The sequence below is a fragment of the Micromonospora sp. NPDC049051 genome (genome assembly GCF_043197575.1).
Taxonomy (GTDB): Bacteria; Actinomycetota; Actinomycetes; order Mycobacteriales; family Micromonosporaceae; genus Micromonospora.
Window position 1 is genome coordinate 78,538 of the sequence record NZ_JBICTL010000007.1, and the last position, 11,808, is coordinate 90,345.

General features: G+C 73.6%; 12 protein-coding genes. 3 read left to right on the top strand and 9 right to left on the bottom strand.

Features of this window, described 5'->3' with window-relative positions; genetic code table 11:
• Positions 1-96 precede the first annotated feature (96 nt).
• Positions 97-795, bottom strand: a complete 699-nt coding sequence (locus tag ACGFIR_RS26575; RefSeq protein WP_393147829.1) for a CBS domain-containing protein — start codon at positions 793-795, stop codon at positions 97-99.
• A gap of 191 nt (positions 796-986) precedes the next feature.
• On the opposite strand from ACGFIR_RS26575, the gene ACGFIR_RS26580 reads away from it, so the two are divergent.
• Positions 987-1,562 (top strand): hypothetical protein, encoded by a 576-nt coding sequence (locus tag ACGFIR_RS26580; protein WP_393007091.1) that lies wholly within the window; start codon positions 987-989, stop codon positions 1,560-1,562.
• Positions 1,563-1,729: 167 nt separating this feature from the next.
• The gene (locus ACGFIR_RS26585; protein ID WP_393147831.1) at positions 1,730-2,122 is read left to right on the top strand and encodes an FKBP-type peptidyl-prolyl cis-trans isomerase; all 393 of its coding nucleotides are present in this window, start codon (positions 1,730-1,732) and stop codon (positions 2,120-2,122) included.
• Between the two features lie 240 nt (positions 2,123-2,362).
• On the opposite strand, the gene ACGFIR_RS26590 is transcribed toward ACGFIR_RS26585, so the two are convergent.
• The 6 genes from ACGFIR_RS26590 to pdhA all read right to left on the bottom strand — a co-directional run bounded on the left by ACGFIR_RS26590 (position 2,363) and on the right by pdhA (position 9,804).
• Positions 2,363-2,713 (bottom strand): STAS domain-containing protein, encoded by a 351-nt coding sequence (locus ACGFIR_RS26590; protein WP_393007087.1) that lies wholly within the window; start codon positions 2,711-2,713, stop codon positions 2,363-2,365.
• A gap of 218 nt (positions 2,714-2,931) precedes the next feature.
• Positions 2,932-4,197, bottom strand: a complete 1,266-nt coding sequence (locus ACGFIR_RS26595; protein WP_393148018.1) for an Ig-like domain-containing protein — start codon at positions 4,195-4,197, stop codon at positions 2,932-2,934.
• 246 nt (positions 4,198-4,443) lie between these two features.
• Positions 4,444-6,108: a right-handed parallel beta-helix repeat-containing protein gene (locus ACGFIR_RS26600; protein ID WP_393148020.1), complete on the bottom strand. Its 1,665-nt coding sequence runs from the start codon at positions 6,106-6,108 to the stop codon at positions 4,444-4,446.
• A gap of 140 nt (positions 6,109-6,248) precedes the next feature.
• Positions 6,249-7,625 (bottom strand): dihydrolipoamide acetyltransferase family protein, encoded by a 1,377-nt coding sequence (locus ACGFIR_RS26605; protein WP_393147833.1) that lies wholly within the window; start codon positions 7,623-7,625, stop codon positions 6,249-6,251.
• Positions 7,622-8,638, bottom strand: coding sequence for an alpha-ketoacid dehydrogenase subunit beta (locus ACGFIR_RS26610; protein WP_393007081.1), 1,017 nt, complete (start codon positions 8,636-8,638; stop codon positions 7,622-7,624). Before ACGFIR_RS26610 ends, ACGFIR_RS26605 begins: the two co-directional genes overlap by 4 nt.
• Complete coding sequence (gene pdhA / locus ACGFIR_RS26615; protein ID WP_393007079.1) at positions 8,638-9,804, bottom strand: pyruvate dehydrogenase (acetyl-transferring) E1 component subunit alpha; 1,167 nt, start codon at positions 9,802-9,804, stop codon at positions 8,638-8,640. The genes ACGFIR_RS26610 and pdhA overlap by 1 nt, the downstream gene beginning before the upstream one ends.
• 104 nt (positions 9,805-9,908) lie before the next feature.
• Between pdhA and ACGFIR_RS26620 the strand changes: the two genes are divergently transcribed.
• Positions 9,909-10,415 (top strand): Lrp/AsnC family transcriptional regulator, encoded by a 507-nt coding sequence (locus ACGFIR_RS26620; RefSeq protein WP_393007077.1) that lies wholly within the window; start codon positions 9,909-9,911, stop codon positions 10,413-10,415.
• Between the two features lie 36 nt (positions 10,416-10,451).
• Here the strand turns inward: ACGFIR_RS26620 and ACGFIR_RS26625 are convergent, their stop codons facing one another.
• Both ACGFIR_RS26625 and ACGFIR_RS26630 read right to left on the bottom strand, forming a co-directional pair.
• Positions 10,452-11,423, bottom strand: a complete 972-nt coding sequence (locus tag ACGFIR_RS26625; RefSeq protein WP_393147835.1) for a DNA polymerase domain-containing protein — start codon at positions 11,421-11,423, stop codon at positions 10,452-10,454.
• A gap of 96 nt (positions 11,424-11,519) precedes the next feature.
• Positions 11,520-11,750 (bottom strand): hypothetical protein, encoded by a 231-nt coding sequence (locus ACGFIR_RS26630; RefSeq protein WP_393007403.1) that lies wholly within the window; start codon positions 11,748-11,750, stop codon positions 11,520-11,522.
• Positions 11,751-11,808: the final 58 nt, after the last annotated feature.

An 11,808-nucleotide genomic window follows, 5' to 3' on the forward strand; every position in this document is an offset into this window, starting at 1 on the left:
GCGTGCGCGTCCGGTCCCGAGCCTAGGCGAGCCGCCCACCGGCCGGCGACGGTCCGGACAAGTCCGCTGCCGCCGGCGGGCCGGCCCGCACCCGTCTCAGGCCACCGGCGTGAACCGGGCCGTGTCCAGGTCGACAAGGGTGGTGTCGTCGACGTCGTAGGCGAGCGTGCTCGTCACCCGGACCACGCCGCTGACCTGCCCGGCCAGCCGGGACGCCAACTCGGCCGCGCTGCGCCGGTCCAACCGGCCGTCGAGTGTCACCTCGCCGTCGCGCACCCGTACGGTGACCAGGCCGTCCCGCACGGCGAGGACCCGGCGCAGCACCTCCTGCACCACGTCCTCCCTGATCTCCGCGTCGCTGCGCAGGTGCACCCGCAGCAGGTCGCCGCGGGTGACGATGCCGACGAGCCGCCCAAGGTCGTCGAGCACCGGCAGCCGCTTGACCGACTCCCGGTCCATCTGGCGGGCGGCGGCGGTGATCGTGGTCCCGGAGAAGACCGTCACCGGCGGCGCGGTCATCAGGTCACGCGCCACCAGCGCGTCGGCCTTCTCCCGGGCGGTACGGCGCCGGCGCCCCTCGAAGACCCGCCGTTCGTCCGGGCGGCCCGCCCGCTCGACCTTGTGCAACAGGTCCGACTCGGACACCACGCCCAGCACCCGGCGGAAGGCGTCCACCACGGGTACCCCGCTGATGCCGCGCCGGACCAACGAGTCGACGATCTCCCGGTAGGGGGTCTCCTCCCCCACCGTCGCGACCTCGCGGGTCATCACGTCGTCCACCTGCCACGTCCTCATCACGGCCTCCCTGTCGTCGCACCTGCGACGCTACGGCCGGAACGGGCCGCCGGGTCAGGGTCGCCGGACCGGGCCAGGAGGGGTCCAAGGTCCCGGTCCGGTGGGGCCCGGTCGGCCCTGCCCGGCGGTCGCCGGTGGGCGTCCAATGGAGTTGCCACCGGGACAGCGCGGTGAGAGGGACACGAAGGGACGTGGAGACAATGACCGCGACGATCGAGCGCACCACCGCCAGGACCGCCGCTCCCGTGGCGGAGACCGGGCACGTCGGGGAGACCACCAGGGAGCGCGCAGCCCGGTACGTCTTCGCCGGCATCCGGATCGCCCTCGGCTGGACCTTCCTCTGGGCGTTCCTCGACAAGGTCTTCGGTCTGGGCTTCGCCACCGAGGCGAAGAACGCCTGGATCAACGGCGGCAGCCCCACCAAGGGCTTCCTGACCTTCGGCGCGGCGGGTCCGTTCGCGGACTTCTACCACGGCATCGCCGGGGCGGCCTGGGCCGACGTGCTCTTCATGGCCGGTCTGGCCGGGATCGGCATCGCGCTGCTGCTCGGCATCGGGATGCGGGTCGCCGCGGTCGCCGGCGCGGTGCTCTACGTGATGATGTGGACGGTCGTCCTGCCCCCCGAGAACAACCCCTTCATGGACGAGCACCTGCTCAACGCGGCGCTGCTGGTCGGTCTCGCACTGGTCAACGCCGGCGCGACCCTCGGCCTCGGCAAGGTGTGGGCGAAGCTCCCGATCGTGCGGCGGTTCCCCTGGCTGCGGTGACCGGGCGCGGTACCTCCCCTCGGCGGGCGTCACCACCGGTGGCGCCCGCTTCCGCGTGTCCGCCCGGCCGCACTTCTGCCTTCGGGGACCGCCACACACCGGCCGGACGCCATCGGGCAGGATCTCGGGTGACGGACATCAGGACCGAAACGGTAGGAGATTCCCGAATGGACAAGGCAGCAGGCGCCCGCCCAGGCAAGCCCGAGGTGGGTCCGATCGAGGGCGCGCCCCCCGCCGACCTCGTCATCGACGACATCACCGTGGGTGAGGGGCCGGAGGCCCAGCCGGGTCAGCTGGTCAGCGTCCACTACGTGGGCGTCGCGCACTCCACGGGCCGCGAGTTCGACTCCTCGTGGAACCGGGGCGAGACGTTCGAGTTCGGGCTCGGCGCTGGACAGGTCATCGCCGGTTGGGACCAGGGTGTCGTGGGCATGCGGGTCGGCGGCCGGCGGCGCCTCACCATCCCGCCGCACCTGGGCTACGGCAACCGGGGTGCCGGTGGCGTCATCAGGCCGGGCGAGACCCTGGTCTTCGTCGTCGACCTGCTCGGCGTGCGCTGAGCGGACGGCACACCACCGCACCGGCGGTGAACGGCCGAAGGGGGCGGTGAACAGCCGGGCCACGGGCCGGTGCGGACGACGGGCGACGTCGTCGGCCCCGGCCCACGCCGCGATACAGGCCACGGCACCGGCCCGCAGGCCGGTGGCTGCGGGCGGACCGTGCAGGGCGCCGGCTGCGGCTGGCCAGGGCACCGGCCCGTGGGCCCCGTCACGGTGACGCGGGGCTCAGGCCGACGCGGGTCAGCAGGGCACCAGCTCCCGGTCGGCAGACGCGTCGACGATCGATATGACCCGGTGCAGGCCGGTGGCGCGCAACACCCGCTCGACCACCGGGTCGGGTCGCAGCAGCACCAGCTCGCCACCCCGCGCGCGGACGCGCAGGTGCGCGGCGACCAGCGCCCGCACCCCGGCGGCGGAGAGCAGGCGGACGCCGGAGAGGTCGAGCCGGAGCACGGGCCGGGCCGGGGCGGCCCAGAGCGCGGAACGGAAGGCGGCGACCGTGGCGATGTCGACCTCGCCGACGGCCCGCACCTCCACCTGGTGGTCGGCCACGGTGATCTCCACGTGGAGCCGGTCGTCGCGCTGTCGCATACCGACGAACCTATCCCCCGCCCCCGACATTTCCGCCCTGCTGAGGGACCAGATCCGGGTACGCCCAGGGTCATCCCCCGGGCCCTCCCGGATCCTCCTCGGGGACGACCCGACCGCGCACCACGGGCTGCGGCGTCGGCGGGCGCAGACGACCGGGTTCCGCCTGGGGACCGGCCCGCGTGGCGGCGGACCGGTCCCCAGGTGTGCGTACCGTCGGATCAGCCGCCGCGCACGGACGGTGCGGGCGCCGGGGAGCCCCCGGCCACCGCGCCCGGGTGCGGCGCGGGCGACGGTGACGGCTTCAGCCCGGCCGGAACGGGCAGCGCGCTGCCCTTGACGAACTCGTCCCAGCTGACGTTCCAGGCCGTCCAGCCGTTGCCCTCGTTCAACGGCACCTCGGTGCCCTTGACGGTGACCAGGTCGCCGACCTGGGTCACCCCCATGAGCCAGTCCGCGGCGGCGGCGGAGACGTTGGTGCAGCCGTGCGAGACGTTCGTGCTGCCCTGGTCCCCCTCCGACCACGGCGCCCCGTGGATGAACTCCCCGCCCCAGGTCAACCGCTGGGCGTCCTCGACGTCCACCACGTAGGGGTCGGCCGAACCCCGGGTGTCGAACGTCGTCTGCTCGTGCTTCTCCATGATCACCATCTTGCCGCTGGAGGTCGGCGTGCTCGGTTTGCCGAGGCTGACCGGGATCCGCCGTACGACCTTGCCGTCGCGCAGCACCGACATCTGCTTGGTCGCGTTGTCGATCTCCAGGGCCACCTGCCGGCCGATCTTCGAGGTGGCGGTGCGGTCGGAGTCGCCGACCAGGTCCTTGCCGATCGGCAGGCCCTCCAGCCCGGCGCGGACGCTGATGCTGGTCCCCGGGCGCCAGAAATCGGGGGCCCGGTAATAGGCCTGGCTGCCGTCGGACACCCACGACCACGCGCCCGGTTGCGGCGGATCGGTCTTCACGAACAATCGGCGCTGCACATCACTCCTGGCCTCTTTCGGAATGGGCGGGTCGAACGCCACGGTCACTGGCATCGCGGTGCCGTACGTCCGATTACCGGCGAAATACAACGTGCTGGTGATTGCCGGCTTGGTCGATTTCGGCATCGTCGTGAAGGTGGTCTTGCGGGTGGTCGTCTTCCCCGAGTCACCCGTCGCGGTCACCTCCGCCGTGTAGGTACGCCGCGGCTTCAGGGGCACCTTCGGCACCCAGCCCGAACCGTCCTCCCTGGGCTCCGCCTCGACCTGCTTACCCTTGTCGTCGATGATCCGGACGGCGGTGACCTTCCCGTTCCTGACCGCGGTCCCCACCTCGGCGGTGATCGGCACCTCGCCGGCGCGGTCGGTGGGCGTCACGGTCAGCTCCGGCGCCACTGCCCGCCCCTCGGCCGGCTGGGCACCCGGCTTGCGGTCGGCGGTGCACCCGCCCAGGGCCACCGGCGCGGCCGCGATGGTCACGGCCAGCACCGTCAGTCGCCGCCTAAACTCCATGATGCGTCCCCCCGTTAATTGGTGTCCCTCAGCCACATTCTCTCGGTGCCGCGCGGGGCGGGCCCGCAATTTCGACGGAATCGGTAAAGCAATTATGGGAAGCGTTTCCCGCGCTGCACTCAATGGGGCCACTCGCGCCGGCTTCCGGTTCCGTCCGGAATCGTCCGCCCCGCCACCCGCCCGTCCCGGTCCCGGCCCGCGCGGCACGGCGACACCCGATACGGCACCAGCGCGACGAGCCTGCCCTCACGTCCAGTCGTCGTCGCCGTGGTTGCGTTCCCACCGCCCACCGACCGGCGGGGTGTCCATCCGGATGGCGGAGTCCGCGTTACCGGCCAGGTCGTTGTCCTCGACCCGGCAGTCCACGCAGCTGCCCTGCTCGGTGATCCACAGCCCGTGGTCCTGCATGCTCGGCTCCCGGTTGTCCCAGATCCGGTTTCCTCTGATGGTGGCCGAGTCGACGGCAGCGTTGATCGCGATGCCGGCCCGCACCGGCGGCCCGGCCGGCAGCTCGTACCGGGTGCCCGGCGCCGGGGTGGCCCCGCTCCACCCGCTCGACGCGTCCGGCCGGATCGGCGCGAGGGTGAGTTCGCTGTCGTCGTTGGCCGCCACCACGGCGATCCGCTCGCCGACGCGCACCACCTTGCCCCGGTGGCCGTCGTTCGGCCAGGCCGCCCGCCGGTCCACCACCGACCTCTCGGTGTACCGCACCGAGTCGCCGTGCCCGCTCATCGCCGGCGCCCACTGCCGCCCGTTGTTGCGGATCCGGTTGCCGACCACGATGGCGTCGCGGACCGGGCGGTCGATGCGGATGGCGTCGGCGCTGTTGCCGTAGAAGTCGTTGCTCTCGATGACGATCTCCTCGGCGACGGCCTGCTCGGATCCGCCGAGGTCGCGCTGGTGGTAGCCGTACCGGCCGTTGCCGCTGATCCGGTTGCCGCGGATCGTGTACGGGCCCGGGGTGTTGCCGATGCTGACCCCGTCGCGCAGGTTGCCGTCGATCACGCAGTCGGTGAGGATGCCGCCCCGCCCGGCGGTGTGCGTGGTGCCCTTCGCCGAGACGTGGAAGCCCGCCTCCAGGTTGCCGGTCATGGTGCAGGCGGAGACGATCAGGCCGTTGGCGCCCCAGTCGGAGATGCCGAAGCGGTTGCCCTGGGCGTGGCAGCCGATGATCCGCACTCCCCGTGGGCGCAGGTGCTCCGCCGCCTGCAACTCCAGGAAGATGCCGTTGGTCGCGTTGGCCACCGCACTGCAGTTGACGATGTTGAGCCGCTCGACGCTGCCCCAGCCGCCGATGCCGACGCCGATGCCGGCGCCGCCCATCTCGGTGCCGTTGTCCAGCCGTCCGCAGCCGGCCACCAGCACCCCGTCGATCAGGCAGTCCTGGAGGAAGTCGCAGCCCAGGCCGGTGGCGGCGGTGTGGTGGATGTACAGGTTGCGGAAGGTCCCCCGGACGACGTACTGCAGGCCGAGCCCCTTGGCCAGCGGGTTGTAGTCCGCCGACGCCACCCCCGAGCCGTCGATCTCGAAGTCGGCGAAGGTGCAGTCGGCCAGGTGCCGGTCCCGGTCGGCGCCGTGCTGGAGCGTGGTGTAGAACGCCAGCGGCGCCGGGTCTGCCCGGTTGCCGGCGTTGCTGAGCACGAAGCGGGTCGCCCCCGGGCCGGCGCCGACGAGCGACACCCCCGTACGCCAGACGGTGCCCGCGTCCCGCATCGAGTAGACCCCGGGCGGGCAGTAGATGATCCGGGCCCGGCCGTCAGCGGCGCACGCGTCGCCGAGCCGGTCCACCAGCGCGGCGAGGGCCGGCTGGTCGTTGGTCGCCCCGTCGCCGACCAGGCCGTGTTCCCGGGCGTCGCAGAGCAGTGGCGCGCCGGCCACCGCGTAGCGGGGCACACCGCCGGCGGAGGGCATGTCCGGGTACGCCACTCGTCCTCCCCTCGGCGAGACTGCCCGGCCCGCATTCCCGGCCCCGGCGGGGGAAAACGCGGCCCGCGACGGCGTCGGCCCCGGCCCCGGCCGGAGGCGGGAACCGGGGCCGACTCGGGCCTGGTTCAGACGTTCGCGATCAGCACCGCCGGCCGCTCGACGCAGTCGGCGACGTGCCGCAGGAACCCGCCGGCCACCCCGCCGTCGCAGACCCGGTGGTCGAAGGTCAGGCTGAGCTGCGTCACCTTGCGCACCGCCAGCTGCCCGTCCACCACCCAGGGCTTGTCCACGATCCGTCCCACCCCGAGCAGCGCCGCCTCCGGGTGGTTGATGATCGGGGTGGAGCCGTCGACGCCGAAGACGCCGTAGTTGTTGAGCGTGAACGTGCCGCCGGTCAGCCGGGCGGGGGGCAGCGTGCCGGCCCGGGCGGCCGTGGTGGTCGCCGCCAGTTCGGCGGCCAGTTCGGCGGTGGTGAGCCGCTGCGCGTCGCGCAGCACCGGCACGACCAGCCCCCGGTCGGTCTGGGCGGCGATGCCCAGGTGCACCCCGGCGGACTGGACGATCCGCTGGCCCTCGGTGTCGACGCGGGCGTTGAGCTGCGGGTACCGGCGCAGCCCGGACAGGCAGATCCGGGCCAGCAGGGCCAGGATGCTCACCGGCGCGTCCGGGGTCGCCGCGTTGATCGCCGCGCGGGTCTCCAGCAGGCCGGTGGCGTCCACGTCCACCCAGATGGTCACCTCGGGGATCTCCCGCCGGCTGCGGGAGAGCTTGTCGGCGATCGCCTTGCGGATGCCGGTCAGCGGAACGACCACGTCCGCCGCCTCGGGCTCGGCGGGCTGGTCCGGCACCGCCGCGAGCCGCGCGGCCGGCGACGTCGCCCCGGCCACCGCGGCCTCCACGTCGGCGCGGCGCAGCACCCCGCCCGGGCCCGTGCCGCGCAGCGCGGTCAGGTCGAGGCCGTGCTCGCGGGCCAGCCGGCGCACGATCGGCGAGATGACCAGCGGCGCCGCAGCGGCGTCCGGACGGTCGGCAGGGCCGGCCGGGCGCTCGACAGGGCCGGCCGGGGCGGGCGCCGCCGACGCGGCGGGGGTGGGATCGGGCGCGGTCACGAGGCGCGGGCGGCGACGCCGCCGCCCCGGGCCGCCGTGGCCGGTGCCGTACCCGATGAGGACGTTGCCGGAGCCGGCCCGCTCCTCCTCACGGTAGGTGGCGTGCCCGGCGGGCTCGGCGGCGGTCCCGCCGTCGCCCGTCAGCGGGGCGATGGTGATCAGCGGCTGGCCGACCGGGCGGGTCTCACCCGCCGCGCCGTGCAGCGCCACGACCCGTCCGGCGTACGGGCAGGGCACGTCGACGACGGCCTTGGCGGTCTCCACCTCGACGACGCTCTGGTCCACCGTGACCACGTCACCGACGGCGACCCGCCACTCGACGATCTCGGCCTCGCTCAGCCCCTCGCCCAGGTCGGGCAGGAGGAAGACCTGCGCCCCGTCCACGGTGGTCACGCCGCGCTCCCCCGGCTCAGCCAGCGCCCGTCGGGCTGGTCGTCCCACTGGAGCCGGGCCACCGTGTCGAGGACCCGGTCCACCGACGGCAGGTGGGTGTGCTCCAGCATCGGCGCCGGGTACGGGATGTCCAGCCCGGACACCCGCAGCACCGGGGCGTGCAGGGCGTGGAAGCAGCGCTCCTGCACGCGGGCGGCGATCTCGGCGCCGACCCCGGCGAAGCCCTGCGCCTCCTGGATGACCACGCAGCGGCCGGTGCGCCGGACCGAGGCGGTGACGGTCTCGTCGTCGAACGGCACGATGCTGCGCACGTCCACGACCTCCAGGTCCCAGCCCTCCTCGCGGGCGGCTTCGGCGGTCTCCAGCGCGACCGGCACCGCCGGCCCGTACGCGACGAGGGTGGCGTCGCGGCCGGCCCGGCGGACGACGGCCCGGCCGATCGGCGCGGTCGTGGCCGGCAGTTCCGCCTCGGCACTGGAGAAGTAGAGCTTCTTCGGCTCCATGAACACGACCGGGTCGGGGTCGTCGATCGCCTGGCGCAGCAGTGAGTACGCGTCCTCGACCGTCGCCGGGGTGACCACCTTCAGCCCGGGCGTGTGCGCGTAGTACGCCTCGCTGGAGTCGCAGTGGTGCTCGACCCCGCCGATGCCACCGGCGTACGGCACCCGGATGACGATCGGCGCGCTGAGCGCGCCCCGGGTGCGGTTGCGCAGCTTCGCCACGTGCGAGGCGATCTGCTCGAACGCCGGGTACGCGAACGCGTCGAACTGCATCTCGACCACCGGGCGCAGGCCGGACATGGCCAGGCCGACGGCGAAGCCGACGATGCCGGCCTCGGCGAGCGGGGTGTCGAAGCAGCGCTTGTCGCCGAAGCGGGCCTGGAGGCCGTCGGTGATCCGGAAGACGCCGCCGAGCGCCCCGACGTCCTCGCCGAAGACGACCACCCGGTCGTCGTCGAGCATCGCGTCGGCGAGCGCGGCGTTGAGCGCCTTCGCCATGGTCAGGGCGGCCATCAGCGCTCACCCTCCTCGTCTGCGGCGGCGGCCAGCTCGGCGCGGACCTGCTCGCGCTGCTCGACCAACTGCGGGGTGGGCTCGGCGTAGACGTGCTCGAAGAGGCTCATCGGGTCGACCGTCGGCTGCGCGTTCATCCGGGTGCGCAGGTCGGCGGCGTACGCCTCGGCCTCCTCCGTCACGGCGGCGACGCCGGCGTCGTCGAGCGCGCCGCGGGCCCGCAGGTACGTCTCCAGCCGGGCCACCGGGTCCCGGTCCCGCCACGCCTCGACCTCGGCGCCGTCGCGGTAGCGGCTCGCGTCGTCGGCGTTGGTGTGCGCCTCCATCCGGTAGGTGTGCGCCTCGACCAGGAAGGGGCCCTTGCCCGAGCGGGCGTGCTCGACCGCGCGGGTGAGCACCGCGAGCACGGCCACCGGGTCGTTGCCGTCGACCTGCTCGCTGGGCACGCCGTAGCCGACGCCCTTGTAGGCCAGCGACGGCGCGGCGGTCTGCCGGGACAGCGGGACGCTGATCGCGTACCGGTTGTTCTGCACGAAGTAGACGACGGGGGCCTTGAACACGGCGGCGAAGTTGACGCCCTCGTGGAAGTCGCCCTCGCTGGTCGCCCCGTCACCGATGAACGCCAGCGCGACGGTGTCGCGTCCCTGGTACGCCTCGCCGTAGGCCAGCCCGGCGGCGTGCACGCACTGGGTCGCCAGCGGGGTGCACTGCGGCGCGGTGTGCCGCTGCGCGGGGTCGTACCCGCAGTGCCAGTCGCCGCGCAGCAGGGTCAGCACCTCGACCGGGTCGATGCCCCGACTGACGAGGGCCATGGACTCCCGGTAGGTCGGGAAGACCCAGTCCGTGTCGCGCAGGGCGAGGACGGCGCCGACCTGGCAGGCCTCCTGGCCGCGCGAGGACGGGTAGACGGCCAGCCGGCCCTGCTTGGTCAGGGCGGTGGCCTGGATGTCGAAGCGGCGGCCGACGACCATCCGCCGGTGCATCTCGACGAGCGCCTCGACGGGCGGCTCGGGGTAGTCGGCGGGGGCGGGCAGCGGCGTGCCGGTGGGATCGAGCAGGCGGACCGGCTCGGTGGCCGGCAGCAGCGGCTTGGCCGGGTCGGGCGGGGTGGCCTTCCGGCGGCTGCGCGGGGATGCCCTGCGGACCGCCTCGGGTGTGGTCGTCACGGCGGGACCTCCTGGACGTGTGGTGGGCCTATGCTCCTGCTGTTGGATGATTGACTCAAGATCCAGGAAGAACGCGGGACGGATGGCATGGCAGGAGCGTTGAGATGAGCCAGGAGTCCGGAGGCGCAGCGGAGCGGGCGGCGGGAACGGGACGTTCGGCGCGACCGATGGACGAGGTGGACCGGCGGATCGTCGACGAGCTGGTCCGCGACGGCCGCACGTCGGTGCGGACCCTCGCCGAGCGCATCCACATCTCCCGCACCAACGCGTACGCGCGGGTCGAGCGGCTGCTGCGCGACGGGGTGATCACCGGTTTCCGGGCGCAGGTCGCGCCCGAGGCGGCCGGGCTGGGCACCTCGGCGTACATCGCGTTGAAGATCGAGCAGAACACCTGGCGGGAGGTGTCGGCGGAGCTGGCCCGGGTCCGCTACATCGAGCACGCCGCCCTGCTCGGCGGTGACCACGACGTGCTCGCCCTGGTCCGGGCGCCGGACAACGCCACCCTGCGCGACGTGGTGCTGGGCCGGGTGCAGAGCATCGCGGGCGTACTCTCCACGCGCACCTGGCTGGTCTTCGAGGAGTTCGACGGCGAACGCAGCCCGTGGGAGTAGACCGGCCTGGCGTCCTCCCGACGCCGGCCGGGCCGCTCAGCGCTCCGGCGGGGCCGCCAGCCCCTCCCGGTCGGCCAGCTCCAGCAGCGGCTCGAGGGAGAACCGCCGCGCGTCGAGGCCCGCGTGCGGGTCGCCGCGCTCGGCGAACCGGGCGGGCATCGTGCCCACGGTGAAGTCCTCCGGCCGGGCGTCGGCCAGCTCCGACCAGTCGAGCGGCGCGGAGACCAGCGCGCGCGGGGTCGGGCGGATGGAGTACGCCGAGGCCATCGTGTGGTCCCGCGACATCTGGTTGTAGTCGACGAAGACCGGCCGGTCCCGCTGCTCCCGCCACCAGGTGGTGGTGACCAGGTCCGGCAGCCGGCGCTGCATCTCCCGGCCCAGCGCCAGCACCGCCCGCCGGCAGTCGCCGAAGCTCCACCGGGGCTCGATGGACAGGTAGACGTGCAGGCCCCGCCCGCCGGTGGTCTTCGGGTAGCCGGTGAGGCCCAGCTCGGCGAGGAAGTCGCGCACCTCGTGGGCCACCGGCACCACCTGGTCGAACTCCACGCCCGGCATCGGGTCCAGGTCGATCCGCAGCTGGTCGGGCCGCTCGACGTCGGCGGCGGAGACCGGCCACGGATGGAACCGCAGCGTGCCCAGGTTGGCCGCCCAGATCACCACCGCCAGCTCGCTGGGCGCGACCTCGTCGGCCGTACGCCCGCTGGGGAAGGTGATGTGGGCGGTACGCACCCAGTCGGGCGCCCCCGCCGGCAGCCGCTTCTGGTAGAAGGCGTCGCCCCGGTTGTCCTGCCGGGTGCCGATCTTCGCCCCCTCGAAGACGCCGCGCGGCCACCGTTCCAGCATGGTCGGCCGGTCCCGCAGGGCGCGCAGGATGCCGTCGCCGACGGCGAGGAAGTAACGCACCACGTCCCGCTTGGTCAGCCCGAGTTCCGGAAAGTACGGCTTGTCGGGGCTGGAGACGCGCACCAGCCGCTGCCCCACCTGGATCTCCTCGGCCGCCGCAGCCACGCCCCACCGTAACCCGCCCGGCCGGCCGGCACGCCCCGTCACGGCCGGTGGCCGGGTGCCCGACTCGGGACGCCCGGCCACCGGTGGCGGCGTACCTCAGCCCATCTCCTCCTGGAGGCGCGCCAGGAGCATCGTCTTGCCCTGCTCGCCCGCCTTGCGGTTGTTCTCCTGGATCTTGCGGAACCAGGTGGCCAGTTCCGTGTCGCCCCGCGCGTCGGCGTCGGCGATGTAGTTCTCCAACTGCCAGATGTGCTGCAACGACATCTGCAGCGCGTGGATCAGGTCGTAGTTCTGGTCCCTCACCGGGCTCGCCGGCTCCCTGACCATCGTGGCCACGGCGCACCTCCCCATCTCGGTGATCGGTGGAGCCGACGCATACCCGCCG

What these genes read in the sequence shown, in the direction of transcription:
- ACGFIR_RS26575 (WP_393147829.1), bottom strand. Translation starts at nt 795, where the DNA reads ATGAGGACGTGGCAGGTGGACGACGTGATGACCCGCGAGGTCGCGACG.
- ACGFIR_RS26585 (WP_393147831.1), top strand. Translation starts at nt 1,730, where the DNA reads ATGGACAAGGCAGCAGGCGCCCGCCCAGGCAAGCCCGAGGTGGGTCCG.
- ACGFIR_RS26590 (WP_393007087.1), bottom strand. Translation starts at nt 2,713, where the DNA reads ATGCGACAGCGCGACGACCGGCTCCACGTGGAGATCACCGTGGCCGAC.
- ACGFIR_RS26595 (WP_393148018.1), bottom strand. Translation starts at nt 4,197, where the DNA reads ATGGAGTTTAGGCGGCGACTGACGGTGCTGGCCGTGACCATCGCGGCC.
- ACGFIR_RS26600 (WP_393148020.1), bottom strand. Translation starts at nt 6,108, where the DNA reads ATGCCCTCCGCCGGCGGTGTGCCCCGCTACGCGGTGGCCGGCGCGCCA.
- ACGFIR_RS26610 (WP_393007081.1), bottom strand. Translation starts at nt 8,638, where the DNA reads ATGGCCGCCCTGACCATGGCGAAGGCGCTCAACGCCGCGCTCGCCGAC.
- ACGFIR_RS26620 (WP_393007077.1), top strand. Translation starts at nt 9,909, where the DNA reads ATGAGCCAGGAGTCCGGAGGCGCAGCGGAGCGGGCGGCGGGAACGGGA.
- ACGFIR_RS26630 (WP_393007403.1), bottom strand. Translation starts at nt 11,750, where the DNA reads ATGGTCAGGGAGCCGGCGAGCCCGGTGAGGGACCAGAACTACGACCTG.